Origin of the sequence: Curtobacterium sp. BRB10 (assembly GCF_031844325.1) — a bacterium.
GTDB lineage: Bacteria > Actinomycetota > Actinomycetes > Actinomycetales > Microbacteriaceae > Curtobacterium > Curtobacterium poinsettiae_A.
Window position 1 is genome coordinate 102,353 of sequence record NZ_JAUZVA010000004.1, and the last position, 17,499, is coordinate 119,851.

At 70.4% G+C, this 17,499-nt stretch carries 13 protein-coding genes, 1 tRNA gene and 1 pseudogene; 9 read left to right on the forward strand and 6 right to left on the reverse strand.

Annotation, left to right across the window (positions count from 1 at the left end):
- Positions 1–24: 24 nt before the first annotated feature.
- Positions 25–1,443: a zinc-dependent metalloprotease gene (locus Q9R26_RS09925; RefSeq protein WP_311227184.1), complete on the reverse strand. Its 1,419-nt coding sequence runs from the start codon at positions 1,441–1,443 to the stop codon at positions 25–27.
- Between the two features lie 152 nt (positions 1,444–1,595).
- Between Q9R26_RS09925 and Q9R26_RS09930 the strand changes: the two genes are divergently transcribed.
- The 4 genes from Q9R26_RS09930 (at position 1,596) to Q9R26_RS09945 (ending at position 7,010) form a co-directional block, all read left to right on the forward strand.
- Positions 1,596–2,705 (forward strand): S16 family serine protease, encoded by a 1,110-nt coding sequence (locus tag Q9R26_RS09930; RefSeq protein ID WP_311227185.1) that lies wholly within the window; start codon positions 1,596–1,598, stop codon positions 2,703–2,705.
- A 165-nt stretch (positions 2,706–2,870) separates the two neighbouring features.
- Positions 2,871–5,843 carry a UPF0182 family protein gene (locus tag Q9R26_RS09935; RefSeq protein WP_311227186.1) on the forward strand — a complete coding sequence of 991 codons (2,973 nt, stop codon included), beginning with the start codon at positions 2,871–2,873 and terminating at the stop codon, positions 5,841–5,843.
- A gap of 63 nt (positions 5,844–5,906) precedes the next feature.
- Positions 5,907–5,983, forward strand: a tRNA-Met gene (locus Q9R26_RS09940).
- Positions 5,984–6,170: 187 nt separating this feature from the next.
- Positions 6,171–7,010, forward strand: a complete 840-nt coding sequence (locus Q9R26_RS09945) for a carbon-nitrogen hydrolase family protein (protein WP_311227187.1) — start codon at positions 6,171–6,173, stop codon at positions 7,008–7,010.
- A 114-nt stretch (positions 7,011–7,124) separates the two neighbouring features.
- On the opposite strand, the pseudogene Q9R26_RS09950 reads toward Q9R26_RS09945, so the two are convergent.
- A pseudogene (locus Q9R26_RS09950) lies at positions 7,125–8,249 on the reverse strand (aminotransferase class I/II-fold pyridoxal phosphate-dependent enzyme); the annotation flags it as partial.
- Positions 8,250–8,440: 191 nt separating this feature from the next.
- Here Q9R26_RS09950 and Q9R26_RS09955 point away from each other — a divergent pair.
- The 5 genes from Q9R26_RS09955 to Q9R26_RS09975 all read left to right on the forward strand — a co-directional run bounded on the left by Q9R26_RS09955 (position 8,441) and on the right by Q9R26_RS09975 (position 14,641).
- On the forward strand, positions 8,441–10,393 hold the full coding sequence (locus Q9R26_RS09955) for a trypsin-like peptidase domain-containing protein (protein WP_311227188.1): 1,953 nt from the start codon (positions 8,441–8,443) through the stop codon (positions 10,391–10,393).
- 182 nt (positions 10,394–10,575) lie between these two features.
- Positions 10,576–11,619: a glycosyltransferase family 2 protein gene (locus Q9R26_RS09960; protein ID WP_111029537.1), complete on the forward strand. Its 1,044-nt coding sequence runs from the start codon at positions 10,576–10,578 to the stop codon at positions 11,617–11,619.
- Positions 11,620–11,623: 4 nt separating this feature from the next.
- Entirely contained in the window at positions 11,624–12,445 is an 822-nt protein-coding gene (locus tag Q9R26_RS09965; RefSeq protein WP_311227189.1) for a CDP-alcohol phosphatidyltransferase family protein, read from the forward strand.
- 44 nt (positions 12,446–12,489) lie between these two features.
- The gene (locus tag Q9R26_RS09970; RefSeq protein WP_311227342.1) at positions 12,490–13,365 is read left to right on the forward strand and encodes a glycosyltransferase; all 876 of its coding nucleotides are present in this window, start codon (positions 12,490–12,492) and stop codon (positions 13,363–13,365) included.
- A 43-nt stretch (positions 13,366–13,408) separates the two neighbouring features.
- Entirely contained in the window at positions 13,409–14,641 is a 1,233-nt protein-coding gene (locus tag Q9R26_RS09975; protein WP_311227190.1) for a CDP-glycerol glycerophosphotransferase family protein, read from the forward strand.
- 46 nt (positions 14,642–14,687) lie between these two features.
- Here the strand turns inward: Q9R26_RS09975 and Q9R26_RS09980 are convergent, their stop codons facing one another.
- The 4 genes from Q9R26_RS09980 to Q9R26_RS09995 all read right to left on the reverse strand — a co-directional run bounded on the left by Q9R26_RS09980 (position 14,688) and on the right by Q9R26_RS09995 (position 17,441).
- Positions 14,688–14,990, reverse strand: a complete 303-nt coding sequence (locus Q9R26_RS09980; protein ID WP_311227191.1) for a hypothetical protein — start codon at positions 14,988–14,990, stop codon at positions 14,688–14,690.
- 116 nt (positions 14,991–15,106) lie between these two features.
- On the reverse strand, positions 15,107–15,877 hold the full coding sequence (locus tag Q9R26_RS09985) for an ABC transporter ATP-binding protein (protein ID WP_071405446.1): 771 nt from the start codon (positions 15,875–15,877) through the stop codon (positions 15,107–15,109).
- Positions 15,877–16,701, reverse strand: coding sequence for an ABC transporter permease (locus tag Q9R26_RS09990; RefSeq protein ID WP_259362829.1), 825 nt, complete (start codon positions 16,699–16,701; stop codon positions 15,877–15,879). Before Q9R26_RS09990 ends, Q9R26_RS09985 begins: the two co-directional genes overlap by 1 nt.
- 44 nt (positions 16,702–16,745) lie before the next feature.
- A complete protein-coding gene (locus tag Q9R26_RS09995; protein ID WP_110862735.1) occupies positions 16,746–17,441 on the reverse strand; it encodes an NTP transferase domain-containing protein in 696 nt (231 codons plus the stop codon).
- Positions 17,442–17,499: the final 58 nt, after the last annotated feature.

A 17,499-nucleotide genomic window follows, 5' to 3' on the forward strand; every position in this document is an offset into this window, starting at 1 on the left:
TCACCAGGGGCATCTGTGGAGAACTCAGCGGGTCTGGTCGCCCGTGTCGTTCCCCGGCTCGTCGTCCGCTCCACCCTCGCGGTCGTCCGCCACACGGCCGGACTCGTCCTCGTGCGGGCGCGCACCCGTCGAGTCGTTCAACAGGTCCTCGAGGGCCCTGTCGAACGCGTCGTCCTCGTCGCTCTGGGACGGGTTCCGCAGCCGTGCGACGAGGGCATCGGGTGCGTCGACGTCGTCCGAGGTCGGCACGAGGTCGAAGTGCGACCAGAGGGCGTCGCGCTGTTCGGCGCCGAGCTCGTCGGTCACCCGCTGCCACATCGCCGCCGCCTCACGCAGACGACGTGGACGCAGCTCGAGGCCGACGAGTGTGGCGAACGCCGACTCGGCCGGGCCACCGGCCGCACGGCGGCGGCGCACCATCTCGGCGATCGCCCCGGCCTTCGGGAGACGGACGGTGGCGGCAGCGGTGACCGTGTCGACCCAGCCCTCCACCAGGGCGAGCATCGTCTCGAGCCGGGCGAGTGCGGCGTCCTGCTCAGCGGTGCGCGGCGGGATGAGGGCACCCGAGGCGAGTGCGTCGCGCAGCTGCTCCTGGTTGGTCGGGTCGATGTCGGCCGCGAGTTCCTCGACGCGGTCGAAGGGGATGTGGATGCCCCGCGCGTAGTCCGTGATCGACGAGATGATGTGCAGTCGCAGCCACCGTGCTGACCGGAAGAGCCGGGCGTGGGCGAGTTCGCGGACCGCGAGGTAGATGCGGACCTCGTCCTCGGAGACATCGAGGCCCTCGGCGAACTCGGCGACGTTCTGCGGCAGGAGTGCTGCGACCTGCTCGTCGAGGAGCGGCACGCCGACGTCACCGCCGGACACGACCTCCTTCGACAGCTGCCCGACGACCTGGCCGAGCTGGATCGCGAACAGCGCCCCGCCGATGCCGCGCATCGCCTTCGAGACGTCGCCGAGCATCGCCTTGAGCTGCTCGGGAGCACGCTGGTCGATCGCCTCGGTCAGGGCATCGGCGATGCTGAAGGCCACCGGCTCGGCGATCTGCGTCCACACCGGGACGGTCGCCTTGGCCCACTGCTCACGCGTGTACAGACTCGGGGTCGCGGTCAGTTCGGCGACCGTCGTGACCTCGTCGAGCCACAATGCGGCGACCTGGAACGCCTGGTCGGCGGCCTGCGAGGTGGCCGGGTCGACGGGGTGGCCGCCGTCCCGAGCGATCGCGGTGGCGCGTTCGGCGGTGGCCGAGAAGTCGATGCCGTCACCGCCGGACTGCGCGGCGCGCTGGAGCTGGCTCATCAGGTTCGCCACGGAGGCCGGGTCGTTCGGCAGACCGGCGGCACCGGCGAGCTGCGACGGGTCGATCTGCCCCTCGCCCGAGAGCAGCTTGCGCAGCATCTCCTGGAAGTCGTCGTCCGGCCCCGGCTGTGGTTCATCAGGCATGCCGACTACGCTAATCGCTGCTCACGGGGCCGCACCTGGGATGCCCCCGTGGGAACGCCCGGAGCGCTGCGCCCAGGGCGAACAGCCCCGTCGCGAGACGTGGGCGACCACCCTGCCGCCAGGCGCGGGTGCCCACCTCGGAAGGACCCCGCGTGACCCTCTTCGCCCCCGCGCCCCGTCGTCGCTCGCGTGCCCGGACCGTCGGGTGGGCGTTCCTGATCGGCGCGGTCGTGCTGGGCCTGCTGGCGAGCCTGCTGCCCAGCCCGTACCTCATCGAGGTCCCCGGGCCGGTCTACAACACCATCGGCACGCAGAAGCAGGGGACGGGCAAGGACGCGAAGGACGTCAAGCTCATCCAGGTGTCCGGCCACGAGACGTACCCGACCGCAGGCGCCCTCGACATGCTCACCGTCGGCATCCAGGGCGACGCCACGAACCGTCCGTCGTGGACCAGCGTGATCCGCGCGATCTTCACCAGGTCGCAGGCGGTGATCCCGGTCGAGGCGATCTACCCGAGCGGCACCACGACCGAGCAGGTGAACGAGCGGGACTCCGCCGACATGCAGGCGTCGCAGCAGTCGGCCGTCGCCGCCGCCCTCATCCAGCAGGGGAACGACCTGCCCACGGAACTCGAGGTGAGCGCCGTGCAGCAGGGCTCAGCGGCCGACGGCGCGATCGAGAAGGGCGACGTCATCACGGCGTTCGACGGCAAGCCGCTCACGACCAACGCCGACGCGGGGAGCCTGCGCGAAGCCGTCGCGCAGCACGGCACCGCGAGCCCCGCGACCGTCACCGTCGAGCGGGACGGCGCGACGAAGGACGTCCGCGTGACGCCGCGCAGCGAGCAGGGCACGGCGCTGCTCGGTGTCGGCGTCACCGAGCGCTACGAGTTCCCCTTCAAGGTGTCGATCCGTCTGCAGGACGTCGGGGGCCCGTCAGCCGGCATGATGTTCGCGATCGGGATCATCGACGAGATCACGCCGGGCAAGCTCAACGGCGGCAAGCACGTCGCGGGCACCGGCACGATCACGGCGCACGGCGAGGTCGGCCCCATCGGCGGGATCCGGCAGAAGCTCTACGGCGCCGCGGACGCTGGCGCCACGGTGTTCCTCGCCCCCGCGGACAACTGCGACGAGGTCGTCGGGCACGTACCGGACGGGCTCGACGTCTACAGCGTCTCCACGCTCGACCAGGCCGTCACCGACCTGCAGACGATCGCCGACGGCAAGAGCACCGCGAAGCTCGCCCGCTGCGGTTCCTGACCCGGTCCTGAGTCCCCGTACAGGTTCACGCTCGGTCCGGTCCCATAGGATCAGAGTCACTGACGGCCCGCCGCGAGCCGGGCCCGCCGGTCCGACACGTCTGGAGCACATCAAGTGACGACAACCTCGTCCACCTCGGGGCGGCGTTCGCCGCGGGTCCCCATCGTGGTCACGATCATCGTGCTGGCCGCACTGGTGATCGCCTTCTTCATCTTCGCCAGCCTGTACACCGACTACGCGTGGTTCGCGCAGCTCGGGTTCCAGCAGGTCCTCACGACCCGGTGGATCGCCGGGACCCTGATGTTCCTGGCGGGCTTCCTGGGCATGGCGGTCCCGGTCTTCGTGAGCATCGCGCTCGCGTTCCGGTTCCGGCCGGTGTACGCGAAGCTCAACTCGCAGCTCGACCGCTACCAGCAGGTCATCGAGCCGTTGCGGCGCGCCGTGATGATCGGCATCCCCGTGGTGCTCGGCATCTTCGCCGGGCTCTCGACGGCGGGCCGCTGGAGCATGGTCCTCGAGTACTTCAACCGCACGCCGTTCGGCAAGACCGACCCGCAGTTCGGACTGGACATCGGGTTCTACGTGTTCGAGCTGCCGTTCTGGCGCTCGATCGTGGCCTACTCATCGGCCGTCGTCCTCATCGCTGGCCTCGCTGCGCTCGCCGCGAGCTACCTCTACGGTGCGCTCCGCTTCGGTGGGCGCGAGGTCCGGATCTCCCGTGCCGCGCGCATCCAGCTCGCGGTCACGGCGGCGCTCTACGTCGCGCTGCAGGCCGTCAGCCTCTGGCTCGACCAGTACGCGGCGCTGACGAAGTCGAACTCGCTCATCACCGGTGCCCAGTACACCGACGTCAACGCGGTGATCCCGGGCCGCGAGATCATGGCGGGCATCGCGGCGATCGTCGCGCTGCTCTTCATCGTCACGGCGGTCATCGGTCGCTGGCGCATCTCGATCGTCGGGACGGGCCTGCTGCTCGTCGCCGCGATCGTCGTCGGCGGCATCTACCCGTGGGTCGTCCAGCGTCTGCAGGTGAAGCCCTCGGAGCGCACCTTCGAGTCGGCCTACATCGAGCGGAACATCAAGGCCACGCGTGACGCCTACGGCGTCGCCGGGGTCGAGGAGCAGAACTACGACGCCACGACCGAGGCGAGCTCGGGCGCCCTGGCGCAGGACGCCCAGACGACGGCGAACATCCGCCTCATCGACCCGAAGATCGTCTCCGACACCTTCAGTCAGCTGCAGCAGTACCGGCAGTACTACCAGTTCCCGAACGAGCTCGACGTCGACCGCTACGACGTCAAGGGCGAGACCGAGGACACCGTGATCGCGGTGCGCGACATCGACCTCGACGGCCTCAGCTCGGCTGCGAACACCCAGTACAACCGGGCGTTCGTCTACACCCACGGCTACGGCGTCACCGCGGCCTACGGCAACCAGCGCGCGAGCGACGGGAAGCCGGTGTTCCTCGAGTCCGGTATCCCGTCGAACGGTGCGCTCGGCGACTTCCAGCAGCGCGTGTACTTCGGTGAGACCTCGCCGCCCTACTCGATCGTGGGTGCCCCGAAGGGCACGAAGGACGTCGAACTCGACTACCCGTCCGGCTCCGACGACGACAACGGCGGCAACGCGACCACCACGTACGCCGGCGACGGCGGTCCGAGCCTCGGCAACTTCTTCAACCGGCTCGTCTACGCCGCGAAGTTCCAGTCGGAGCAGATCCTGCTCTCGAACGCGGTGAACAAGGACTCGCAGATCCTCTACGACCGCGACCCGATCACCCGCGTGCAGAAGGCCGCGCCGTACCTGACCGTCGACAGCGACGCCTACCCGGCGATCGTCGACCACCGCATCCAGTGGGTGGTGGACGGCTACACCACGAGCGACGCGTACCCGTACTCGCAGAGCCAGAGCCTGTCGGACAGCATCGCCGGCGCCGAGTCCTCGACGTACCGCACCGACCAGGTGAACTACATCCGGAACTCGGTGAAGGCCACGGTCGACGCGTACACGGGCAAGGTGACGCTGTACACGTGGGACACGAAGGACCCGGTCCTGAAGACCTGGCAGAAGATCTTCCCGACCTCGATGAAGCCGGTGTCGAGCATGAGCGCCGAGCTCCTCGACCACGTGCGGTACCCGACCGACCTGTTCAAGGTGCAGCGCTCGATCCTCGGCACGTACCACGTGACCAACGCGAACTCGTTCTACTCGGGTGACGACGCGTGGAACACCCCGCAGGAACCGACGAGCACGGCGACGTCGGACAGTGACGCCGACACCGCGGCGACGTCGACGAACGCGCTCGGCGCGCAGACGACGACGACCGCCAACAGGGCGAATCTGCAGGACCCGTACTACCTGACGATGAAGGTACCGGGGCAGGGGACGGCGTACTCGCTGTACACGACCTACATCCCCCAGCAGTCCGCCGGGGCGAACAACCGCAACGTGCTGACCGGCTACCTGGCGGTGAACTCCGACGCGGGTGGAGCCGGCAAGGGCGAGAAGGCGTCGGGCTACGGGAAACTCACGCTGTTGACGATGCCGAAGACCGACAACATCCCGGGCCCCGGGCAGGTGCAGAGCCTGTTCAACGGTGACTCGACCGTGTCGCAGGAGCTGAACATCCTGAAGCGGGGCAACTCGACCGTGAAGCAGGGCAACCTGCTCACGCTCCCGGTCGGTGGTGGGTTCCTCTACGTGCAGCCCGTCTACGTCCAGTCGACCTCGAGTGGTTCGTACCCGCTGCTGCAGAAGGTCCTCGTGGCCTTCGGCGACAAGATCGCGTTCGAGGACACCCTCGACGAGGCCCTGAACTCGCTGTTCGGCGGTGACTCCGGTGCCGCCGCCGGCGACTCCGGCGCGAGCGGTTCCGGTTCCGGCAGTGGTTCCGGCTCCGACAGCGGTTCCGGCTCCGACACGGGGTCCGGTTCCGACACGGGTTCCTCGGGCTCCGGCTCGACGGGATCCGGCTCCACCGACAACGACGCCCTGCAGGAGGCCCTGGCCGACGCCAAGGCAGCCCTGCAGGACCGTCAGGAGGCGTACGCCGACAACGACCTGGTCGCTGCGGCGGAAGCCGACCAGCGCCTCCAGGACGCGATCGAGGCCGCCACGGCAGCCGAGAACGGCAACTGACACACCGTGGCGGGGCACTCGATTTGTGTCCCGCCACGGCCCCGTGTAGGCTTCTAAACGTGCCGCGGGGTGGAGCAGTTCGGTAGCTCGCTGGGCTCATAACCCAGAGGTCGTAGGTTCAAATCCTGCCCCCGCAACCAAGCGTCACATGAAGGCCCCGGTCCAACAGGACCGGGGCCTTCTTCGTGTCCCCGGTCGCGAGACGACCCGCTGCGAGACGACCCGCTGCGAGACGACCCGCCGCGAGACGACCCGCCGCGAGACGACCCACCGCGAGACGACCGGTCGCGAGACGACCCGCCGCAGGCCCCCGGGTACGCTCACCCCATGGCCACCCTCACGATCGCGGCGGCGCAGTTCGCCCCCGTGGACGACCCAGTCGCCAACCTCGACACCGTGCGCACCGCCGCCGCCGACGCGGCCGCCCGGGGTGCGGACCTCCTCGTCACGCCGGAGTACACCTCGTACTTCACCGCCGACATCGACGATCGTTTCGTGGCGGCCGCGCAGCCCCTGGAGGGTCCGTTCGTCTCGGGCCTCCGCGACGTCGCCCGCGAGACCGGGATCGCCCTCGTCGTCGGGGTCGCTGAGTCGACGGACACGCCGGAGCGCTTCCGGAACACCCTGGTCGCGGTGCTCCCGTCGGGCGACCTGGCAGCGACGTACCGGAAGGTCCACCTCTACGACGCCTTCGGCTCGCGGGAGTCGGACCGCATCGCGTCCGGCGACCCGGAGCAGCTGCCGGTCTTCGAGCTCCACGGAGTCCGCATCGGGCTCGAGACCTGCTACGACCTGCGCTTCCCCGAGGTCACCAGACGGCTCGCCGCTCCGGAGACCGGAGCGGCCGACGTCGTCGTCCTCCCCGCGGAGTGGGTGCGCGGTCCCGGCAAGGAGCACCACTGGCGCACGCTCCTCACCGCTCGCGCGATCGAGAACACCGTCTGGGTCGTCGGGGTCGGCCAGACGCCGCCGATCGGGGTCGGCGGCTCGGTCGTCCTCGACCCGTCGGGCGTCGCGGTCGCCTCAGCCGGCGCCTCGCCGACGACGCTCACCGCCACGATCGACACCGCCGTCACCGACGCCGTCCGGCGGGTGAACCCGTCGCTGTCGCTGCGGCGGTACGACGTCGCACTGCGCCCCCTGCCTGGAGGCCCGGGGCAGCCCTGACACGTCGGTCGCGTCCCGACGCGGTCGCGTCTCAGCGCGGGGGCGCGCTCCGAGGGTCGCCAGGCGTGCGGCGGCGTCCTCCAGGACGCTCCGGCGCTTGCAGAACGCGAAGCGCACCAGGGACCGGTAGCCGGAGACCCGGTCCGGGCGGACGAACGCCGAGACCGGCACGCCCGCGACACCGGCCAACGCGGGGAGATCGAGGCAGAACGCACGGGCGTCGTCGTACCCGAGCGGCGCGGCGTCCGCGAGCACGAAGTACCCGCCGTCGGGTCGCATCACGTCGAAGCCCGCCGCCGTCAGTCCGTCGGCCAGCAGTTCGTGCTTCGCGCGCAGGTCGGCGGCGATGGTGGTGAAGACCGCGTCGGGCAGCCGGAGTCCCACGGCGACGGCCGGTTGGAAGGGCGCACCGTTCACGAAGGTCAGGTACTGCTTGACCGTCGTGATCGCGTCGACGAGCGCCGGGGGAGCGGTGAGCCAGCCGACCTTCCACCCGGTCGTGTTGAAGGTCTTGCCGGCGCTCGACACCGACACCGTCCGCTCGGCAGCGCCGGGCAGGGTCGCGACGGGCGTGTGCGGGACGTCGAACGTCAGGTGCTCGTAGACCTCGTCCGTGATGATCACCGCGTCGCGCTCGGTGGCCAGGTCGACGATCGTCTGCAGTACCTCGGTGGGCAGGACGCGGCCGGTCGGGTTGTGCGGCGTGTTCACGAGCACGGCGCGGGTGCGGTCGGTGAAGGCCGCGCGGAGCGTGCGCTCGTCGGGCAGGAAGTCGGGCGCGGTGAGCGGGACCGTGACGTGCACGCCGCCGGCCAGCCGGATGAGTGCGCCGTAGGCGTCGTAGAACGGTTCGAAGGTGACCACCTCGTCGCCGGGTTCGACCAGCGCGAGGATCGTCGCGGCCAGCCCCTCGGTGGCCCCGGCGGTGACGAGGACCTCGCGGTCGGGGTCCACCGCGAGCCCGTACCACCGCTGCTGGTGCTCGGCGATCGCCGCCCGCAGGTCGGAGGTGCCCCGGCCCGGCGGGTACTGGTTCACGCCGTCGCGGATCGCCTGCATCGCGGCCTCGAGCACCTCGGCCGGCCCGTCCTCGTCGGGGAAGCCCTGCCCCAGGTTGACCGCACCGGTGCTGGCCGCGAGGGCGCTCATCTCGGCGAACACCGTCGGTGCGGGGACCCCGTCCGGTCCCAGCAGCATCGCTCCGTCGGCGGCTCGCAGCCACGGTCCTGCCTGGCGCATGTGGTTCCCTCCCGTGCGGGCGACGACGTGTCGCGCTGAACGGACCCCAACCTAGCTGTCCGTCCCGCGGCGGACCGGGCCACCGTGTACAGCGCACGCATAAGATCGCCAGGGGTGGCTCGCAGCGTCGCCAGAAGGACCGCTCAGGTGCTTGCGACAGACTGCACGAGCTTGAAGGGAGCACGTCCAGCATGACCGACACCACGCCCAGCGGGCAGGGCGACGACCGCCGTCCGGACGATGCGGCTCCGCCTGCCGCCAGTGAGGACGCCGCAGCAGCGGCCACGAGAGGGAACACGTCGATGCCGAACGACTCCGACCAGCCGGACGAGACCCGTCGCCCGAACCAGAACGACACGACCCCGGACAACACGGACGTGATCCCGTCGTCGACGGACCACCCGACCGACCGCTACACCGCGCCGTACCCCGCCGTCTCCGGCGACTCCTCGGGCGCGCAGCAGGGCGGCTACGGCCAGCAGACGTCGCCGTACGGACAGCAGCCTCAGCAGAGCCAGAGCCCGTACGGCCAGCAGTCCCAGTACGGCCAGCAGAGCCAGAACCCGTACGGCCAGCAGTTGCCGTACGGCCAGCAGACGCCGCAGGCCCAGAGTCCGTACGGCCAGCAGTCGCAGTACGGCCAGCAGAGCCAGAACCCGTACGGCCAGCAGTCCCAGTACGGCCAGCAGGGCCAGAACCCGTACGGCCAGCAGTCCCAGTACGGCCAGCCGGGCGCCGAACGCCCCCGCTACGGCGAGTACGCGCAGCCGACGTCCTCGTCCGCTCCGAGCTCGTCCTCCGAGTACGCGAACGCGTCCGCGCAGGCCCCGCAGTCCGCCACGAGCGCCTTCGGCGACGTCGACGGCGCGAACCAGCGCAACGGCCACTACTTCAGCGACGACGCCTCGGGTGCCGCGGCGTCCACGACGACCAAGGACCGCTCGGGCCGGAACCGGCTGCTCCTGCCGGTCATCGCGGCGGTCATCGCGGGCGGTCTGGTGGGCGGCGGCGCCGGTTGGGCCGTCTCCTCCGGCAACGACGGTGGCAGCGTGGTGTCCTCCGGTTCGTCGCAGGGCGGCAACCTGACCGTCAACGACTACGACTCCGCCACGGTCGTCACCGCCGTCGCGGCACAGGCGACCCCGTCGGTCGTCACCATCAACGTGTCCGCGAGCAACGAAGCCGGCACCGGTTCCGGTGTGGTGATGAGCAAGGACGGCTACATCGTCACGAACACCCACGTGGTCACCCTCGACGGAGACAGCTCGAACGGCCGGATCACCGTGACGACTTCGAACGGCAAGATCTACGCGGGCAAGCTCATCGGCACCGACCCGACGGTCGACCTCGCGGTCATCAAGATCGACGCGACCGACCTCAAGCCGATGGAGTTCGCGGACTCGTCGAAGCTCAACGTCGGCGACACCGCGGTCGCGATCGGTGCGCCCCTGGGGCTGTCGAACACCGTCACCGACGGCATCGTCTCGACCCTGAACCGCAGCATCCAGGTCACCTCGAGTGCCCCCAGCGAGGGTGGCGACTCGAACGAGGGCGGCAACGGCGGCTCGGGTCCCTTCGACTTCTGGGGCAACGGGGACAACGGCAGCAGCTCGTCCGCGAACACCACCGTGTCGCTCCCGGTCATCCAGACCGACGCATCGATCAACCCCGGCAACTCCGGCGGTGCGCTGCTCGACTCGAAGGGCCGACTGATCGGCATCAACGTGGCGATCGCCTCCGCCGGCAGCTCGTCGTCGTCCGACTCGGCCGCGGGCAGCATCGGCGTCGGCTTCTCGATCCCGGCCAACCTGGTCAAGCGGGTGGCGAACGAGATCAAGGACAACGGCTCGGCGACGCACGGGCTCCTCGGCGCGACCGTCGGCGACGCCACCGAGGACGCCAGCGCCACCCAGGTCGGCGCCCTCATCAAGTCGGTGTCCAACGGCGGTGCCGCGGCGAAGGCCGGTCTGCAGAAGGGCGACGTCGTCACGAAGATCGGTTCGGCGTCGGTCTCCGACGCGACCGACTTGACGGCGCAGGTGCGCTTCTTCGCGGGTGGCGCGTCGACGACGATCAGCTTCGTCCGCGACGGCCAGACCCGCCAGGCCGACGTGAAGCTGGGGACGTTCGACAGCAAGGGCTGACGCCACCACACGACGGACAGGAGGCCCGGGGCACGACGTGCGCCGGGCCTCCAGTCCGTCACGGGGCGCGTCCCGCGCCGACGCAGGTGGGTGGTTCGGCCTCTTGATAGGCTCATGGTCGCTCTGCGGGGCGGCACCGCCCCGGTGCGTCCCGTGCCGCCAGCCAGCACCCCGAGGTACGCATGCAGTCAGACGGACAGCCCCTGCCGGGCGTCTCGTACGTGATGCCCGTGCTCAACGAGGTCACCGAGGTCCGAGCCGCGGTCGGCAGCCTGCTCGACCAGGACTACACGGGCCCGTTCGAGGTCATCCTCGCGCTCGGGCCGTCGATCGACGGCACGAACGAGCTCGTCGCCGAGATGAGCGCTGCCGACCCCCGGATCCGCGCGATCGACAACCCCGTCGGGTCGACGCCCGCCGGGCTGAACGTCGCGATCCGTGCGTCCGTGCACCCCGTCGTCATCCGGGTCGACGCGCACTCGGTCCTGCCGACCGACTACACGCGCATCGCGGTGCACACGCTCCTCGAGTCCGGTGCGGACAACGTCGGCGGCATCATGCGCGCCGAGGGCCGGACCCCCTTCGAGCGGGCCGTCGCCCTGGCCTACGGCAGCCGTGTCGGGCTCGGTGGCACGCCGCACCACGTCGGCGGCACCGCGGGGCCGGCCGAGACCGCCTACCTCGGCGTGTTCCGACGCGAGCGGCTGTTCGACGTCGGACTCTTCGACGAGGGCATCAAGCGCGGACAGGACTGGGAACTCAACCGGCGGCTGCGCCAGACCGGCGGGACCGTCTGGTTCACGCCGGAACTCGTCGTCACGTACCGCCCGCGGCCGAGCCTGAAGCGCCTGGTGCGGCAGTTCGTCGCCACCGGGCTCTGGCGCGGTGAGCTCGCCCGTCGGTTCCCGGCGAACAACGGCCTGCGCTACTTCGTGCCGCCGGCCATGGTGGCGGCGATGGCGCTGGGCATCGTCGCCGGGCTCGTCGGCGTCGTCGGCGCCGTGCTCGGCACGCCGCTCGCCTGGGCGCTGCTCGGGTTCGTGGTGCCCGTCGTCTACCTGCTCTTCGTCGTCCTGGGGTCGATCGCCGTGGCGCGCCGCTCCGGGCTGCCGACGCTCCTCTGGCTGCTCGTCGTGCTCCCCTGCATCCACGTGGGCTGGGGGCTCGGGTTCATCATCGGGTTCCTGACCCGCACGTCCGAGCTGACCACCCACACGGGACGGTGACCGAATGACCGACCAGCCCACGACCGGCCGCGGATCCGCACGGCCGACCTCGATCGCCGAGCTCCGGGCCGTCGCCCAGCCGGAGGAGGTCCGCGCCCGCGCCAACGCCGAGCACTGGACGGCCTCGCTGTACCTGCGCGACGTCTCGCCGTACCTGACCTGGGTGCTCCTGAAGACCCGCGTCAGCGCGAACCAGGTCACCGGTCTGATGATCCTGGTCGGCTGGAGCGTCGCGGCCGCCCTGCTCATCCCGGGCATCTGGGGTGCTGCGCTGGCGCTCGTGCTCGGCCAGCTGCAGATGCTCGTCGACTGCTCCGACGGCGAGGTCGCCCGGTGGCGCGGCACCAAGTCGCCCGCCGGGGTGTTCCTCGACAAGGTGGGGCACTACACGACCGAGGGGCTGATCCCGGTCGCGCTCGGCATCCGGGCCGCCACGTGGCCGATCCACGACGCCGACTGGATGTGGACCACGATCGGCTGCGCACTCGGCCTGGTCATCGTGCTGAACAAGGCCCTCAACGACATGGTGCACGTGGCCCGCGCGAACGCCGGGCTCGACAAGCTCGTCGACCGGCGGGACGCCTCCACCGCGCCGTCGGGTCGGAAGCTCGCCTCGCTCCGCCGACTGGCGAGGTTCCTGCCGTTCCACCGCCTGTACCACTCGGTCGAGCTGAGCATGCTCGCGTTCGTCTTCGCCGTGCTCGCCCTGGTGATCGGCGACCCGCTCGCAAGCCGGATCCTGGTCGGTGCGCTGTTGCCGCTCGCGGTGCTCGCGACGATCGGGCACTTCCTGGCGATCATCGCCTCGAAGCGGGTCAAGGCGTGACCGAGGACACGACCGCGCCCGGAACGGTGCGCCGCCACGCGGTGGTGCACCGCGGACGACCGCGCGTCGCCGTGGTGAGCCTGTCGCAGGGCACCCGGCCCGACGACCTGCGCCGCGGGCTGGACAGCGTGCTCGCGCAGCAGGACGTCGAGCTCGACGTCGTCTGCGTCGGCAACGGTTGGACGCCGACCGGGCTGCCGGACGGCGTGCGGGCGCTGGCCCTGCCCGAGAACGTCGGGATCCCGGCCGGGCGCAACGCCGGAGCCGAGGTCGTCGACGGCGACTACGTGTTCTTCCTCGACGACGATGCGTCGGTGCCGTCGCCGACGTTCCTGCGCGACGCGATCGCGGTGTTCGAGCACGATCCGTCGCTCGGCCTCGTGCAGCCCCGGGTCGTCGACCCCACGGGCGCCGCGAACCCGCGCCGGTGGGTGCCGCGGATCCGGAAGGGCGAGCCGGACCACTCGTCGCCGGTCTTCTCGGTCTGGGAAGGTGCCGTCGTGCTGCCGATGGACGTGTACCGGGCCGTCGGCGGCTGGGGCGCCGAGTACTTCTACGCCCACGAGGGCATCGAGCTCGCGTGGCGCGTGTGGGACGCCGGCCGTCGGACGTGGTACGCCGGGGACCTCGTCGCGCACCACCCCGCGATCGACCCGGCGCGGCACACCGAGTACTACCGGTTGAACGCCCGGAACCGGGTGTGGCTCGCTCGGCGCAACCTGCCGGCGGTGCTGCGCCCGGTGTACGTGGGGTCCTGGGCCGCGATCCAGATCGCGCGCTGGTGGCGTCACCCCCGCCGGCTGGCCACCTGGTTCGGAGGGATCCGTGAAGGATGGACGACCGACTGCGGTCCTGTCCGCCCGATGGGCTGGCTCACAGTCGCACGGATGACCATCGCAGGGCGGCCGCCGGTCGTCTGACCCCGCCCACCCCGTACCGCCCGAGCAGACCCGGAGAACGACCATGTCGATCATCAGCGACCTGCGGACCGCCCTGCGGCTCGTCGAGCGACTCCTGACGTCCCGCCGGAGCCGGCGGCAGCTCGCACAGCGACTGCCGTCCGCGCCGGAGCCGGCGCCCGGTTCGGTCGAGATCGCCGTGTACTTCGCCGACGGTCCGGTCAACATGTACCAGGTGCGCCAGTGGTATGCGCCGCTGGCGGAACTCGCGAAGACGCACCCGGTGGCGATCGTCTCGCGGAGCCCGGGCACCATGCTGACCCTGCTCGACGAGTCGCCCGTGCCCGTGGTCTACGCCCGGCAGGTGGTCGACCTCGAGCACTTCGTCGACACCCAGGCGCCGAAGGTGGTGCTCTACGTCAACCAGAACGCCCGCAACTTCCAGATGATGCGGTACGGGCGGATGTGGCACGTCTTCGTCAACCACGGCGAGAGCGACAAGATGTACATGACCACGAACCAGTTCAAGGCCTACGACTACGCCCTGATCGCGGGGGACGCAGCACGCGATCGTCTGGCCGAGGCGCTGTGGGACTACGACCTGGACGCCCGGACCATCGCGATCGGACGCCCGCAGGCCGACCACTTCGCCGGAGCGGCCCCGTACCCCGACGACGACCGGACCGTCGTGCTCTACGCCCCGACGTGGGAGGGCGACCGCGGTGCCGCGGCGTACGGGTCGATCGCGTCGCACGGCACGGTCATCGCCGCGCAGGTGCTCGCATCGCCCCGCCACCGTCTGGTGTACCGCCCGCACCCGCGCAGCGGCGTGCTCGACCCCGCCTACCGTGCGGCGCACGAGCGGATCGTCGCGGCGATCAGCGCCGCCAACGCCGCCGACCCGGCCGCACACCACCTGTACGACGACAGCGGTGCCCTCGGATGGCAGCTGGCGGACGCCGACGTGGCGATCACCGACATCAGCGCGATGATCTACGACCGGCTGGCGGTCGGCAAGCCGCTCATCGTCACGCGGCCGGTCTCGCCCGAGGCCGACGTCGACGAGCGGGGCTACCTGAGCGACGCGAACTGGCTGACCGCGGCCGATGCCCCGTCGGTGCTCGCCCGTGTCGACGCGGCCGCGAGCGACGCCGAGGAGCTCGCGCGCCTGCAGCACTGGGTCGCACGGTACTTCGGCGACACGACCCCGGGCGCCGCCACGGAGCGGTTCCACGAGGCCGTGGAGTGGCTGCTCGAGCGGTGGCGGACCGTCGCGGCCGAACGCGACGGGCGCTGACGGCCGAACGTCACCCGGGGGTGCCGAGGCGCAGATCGGCGCAGGGTCACGGCTGGAACCCCGGTCCGACGAGTGACATCCGCCAGAGGTACTCGGACCGGTCGGGCCGACGCCACCGCACGATGACGACCCCCGTGTCCTCGGGGTCGGCACCGAAGACCGCCAGGGACAACGACCGGCCCGGATCGAGGCGGCGCACCGCGAGCGGCGGGCAGTAGCCGTTGCCCAGGTGGGTGAGGGAGAGGCCGTCGACCGGCTCGGGGCCGGTGTTGACGAGATCGTACCGACGCGGTGCGTGCGATCGGTCGACGGCGAACGGGACGGCGTACGCGGTTGGTGGGTGGTGCATGGGTGGAACGCTAGGGGGAGGGTCCGACGGCGGGACCCCGGGGGCGCTCACGAGCGCCGGTGCTGTGGAGGGAGCCAGCGATACCGGTGTTGGTGCAGGGGGAGTACCCCGGCCGGTCAGGAGCCGTAGTCTGCCGCGTACCGGGCCAGCGCGGCCTCGATGGTGCCGTCGAGCTGCAGACGACCCTTGTCGAGGTACAGCCCCCGGTCGCAGAAGCGGCGGAGGTCCTTGTCGCTGTGCGAGACGAAGAACAGCGTCCGGCCGCCGGCCAGGAGCTGCTCGATCCGCTTGTAGCACTTCTCGCGGAAGGCCTTGTCGCCCACCGCCAGCACCTCGTCGACCAGGATGACCGGTTCGTCGAGCCGCGAGATCACCGCGAACGCGATGCGGACCTTCATGCCGCTCGACAGGTGCTTGTAGGGGGTGTCCACGAAGTCGGCGATCTCGGCGAAGTCGATGATCTCGTCGAAGGCGTCGCGGATCTCGGCCCGCGACATGCCGTGCAGGCCCGCCGTCAGGTACACGTTGTCGCGCACGGTGAGATCCCCGACGAAGCCACCGGTGATCTCGATGAGCGGGGCGACGCCGGCACCCACGTCGACGCGGCCCTCGTCGGGCAGCATGACCTGGGCCACCAGCTTCAGCAGGGTCGACTTGCCCTGGCCGTTCCGCCCCACGACGCCGATCGCCTCGCCCGGACGGACGTCGAACGACACGTTGCGGAGCGCCCAGAACTCGTCGGCACGCTTGCGGCGCCCGCGTCCGGCGAACAGGTCCTTGAAGTTCCGGCTCGCGCGACGGTTGCGCTTGAAGCAGATGCCGGCGTCTCGAACCGAGATGACCGGTGCGACGGTCTCGGTGCGTCGGGTCTGGTCGGTCGCGGTCATCACAGCTCCTTCAGCACGCGGTGCTCGCTGCGGCGGAACACCGCGAAGCCGATCACCAGGACGATGCCGGTCACGACCACCGAGGCGCCGACCTCGAGCCAGTCGAGCTGGCCGGGGAAGAACGCCGCGCGGTACATGCCGAAGATGCCGGTGAGCGGGTTGATCGCGGCGATGTCCCGCAGTGCGGACGGCAGCGCGTGGGTGCCGTAGATGATCGGGGACGCGTAGAACAGGAACCGCAGCACGAGCTTGGTGGCGCGCTCGAGGTCGCGGAAGAAGACCACGAGCGGGGCGACGATGAGGCCCAGGCCGTAGACCAGCGCGCACTGCAGCACGATCGCCAACGGGAAGAACACGACCTGCCAGTGCAGGTGGGCACCCGTCGCGATCGCGAAGGCGGCCAGGACCGGCAGGCTCAGCAGGAACTCGATGCCCTTCGACGCGTCGATCCGTGCCACCCAGATCGTGCGGGGGATGGTGGTCGAGCGGATCAGCTTGGATTCCTTGATGAACGCCCGGGTGGAGTCCGAGACGCCACCGGTGAACCACATCCACGGCAGCAGTGCGGACAGCAGGAACACGATGTAGGGATCTTCACCGACCGAACCGCGGTGGAAGACCTGCGTGAAGACGAACCAGTAGATCCCCGACATCACGAGCGGGTCGAGGATCGACCACACGTAGCCGAGCGCCGACGTCGAGTAGCGGACCCGGAGGTCGCGGACGGTCAGCAACCAGAGGGCCTGACGATAGCGCCGACCGGCGCTCCGGGCCTTCGCGGGTGCGGGAGCCACGGGCGCGGTCGGCGCACTCGCTGTGGTCACGGTTTCCCTCCGGGCGGAATCGCCGAGGGGGTCCTGACGGTGGTTCAGGCGAACAGGTTGTTCGCGCGCTCGAGGTCCTCGGCGAAGTCGATCTCGACCGCGTACAGGTCGGAGATGTCGATCGGCGTCCAGCGTAGCCCGTCCTCGGCGATGGCAGCCTCGATGCCGCCCTCGAAGTACTCCTGGTCGTCGACGCGGCCGAGCTGGCGGATGAGGGCCTGCTTGTCGGCGGCGGAGACGTAGTTGATGCCGACGGCTTCGCCGAGACCCCCGACGACCTGCTTGGAGAGCTTGTGGATGAAGCCCTCGGCGTCGACGGTGTACTTGACCTCTTCGTCGGAGACCTTGTCGGTGTTGACGCTGACGAAGGAACGGCCCTCGTCGATCATGTCGGCCGCACGGACGAGCGCCATCGGGTCGAAGACCACGTCGCCGTTCATCCAGAGGACACCGCTCTTGCCGGTGGCCTTGAGGGCACGCAGCAGGCTCTTCGAGGTGTTGGTGGAGTCGTAGGACTCGTTGTAGACGAAGTTCGCGTCGGGGAACGCCTCGACGATGTGCTCCGACTTGTAGCCGACGACGATCGTCACGCGGGCGCTCGAACCGAACGCGGCGCGGATGTTGTCGAACTGCTGCTGCATGATGGTGCGGCCGTCACTGAGCTCCGTGAGCGGCTTCGGCAGGCTGCGGCCGAGACGGCTGCCCATCCCCGCTGCGAGGATCACGATCTGCGTGGTCATGCTGGTCCCTTCTGGTGTCCGCCCGCGCACCCTGGGGTACGGGCGGGCCTCGTCGAGT

Bases quoted from the DNA above. Each gene is read 5' to 3' on its own strand.
- Q9R26_RS09925 (WP_311227184.1), bottom strand. From the start codon at position 1,443: ATGCCTGATGAACCACAGCCGGGGCCGGACGACGACTTCCAGGAGATG.
- Q9R26_RS09945 (WP_311227187.1), top strand. From the start codon at position 6,171: ATGGCCACCCTCACGATCGCGGCGGCGCAGTTCGCCCCCGTGGACGAC.
- Q9R26_RS09955 (WP_311227188.1), top strand. From the start codon at position 8,441: ATGACCGACACCACGCCCAGCGGGCAGGGCGACGACCGCCGTCCGGAC.
- Q9R26_RS09960 (WP_111029537.1), top strand. From the start codon at position 10,576: ATGCAGTCAGACGGACAGCCCCTGCCGGGCGTCTCGTACGTGATGCCC.
- Q9R26_RS09965 (WP_311227189.1), top strand. From the start codon at position 11,624: ATGACCGACCAGCCCACGACCGGCCGCGGATCCGCACGGCCGACCTCG.
- Q9R26_RS09975 (WP_311227190.1), top strand. From the start codon at position 13,409: ATGTCGATCATCAGCGACCTGCGGACCGCCCTGCGGCTCGTCGAGCGA.
- Q9R26_RS09980 (WP_311227191.1), bottom strand. From the start codon at position 14,990: ATGCACCACCCACCAACCGCGTACGCCGTCCCGTTCGCCGTCGACCGA.
- Q9R26_RS09985 (WP_071405446.1), bottom strand. From the start codon at position 15,877: ATGACCGCGACCGACCAGACCCGACGCACCGAGACCGTCGCACCGGTC.
- Q9R26_RS09995 (WP_110862735.1), bottom strand. From the start codon at position 17,441: ATGACCACGCAGATCGTGATCCTCGCAGCGGGGATGGGCAGCCGTCTC.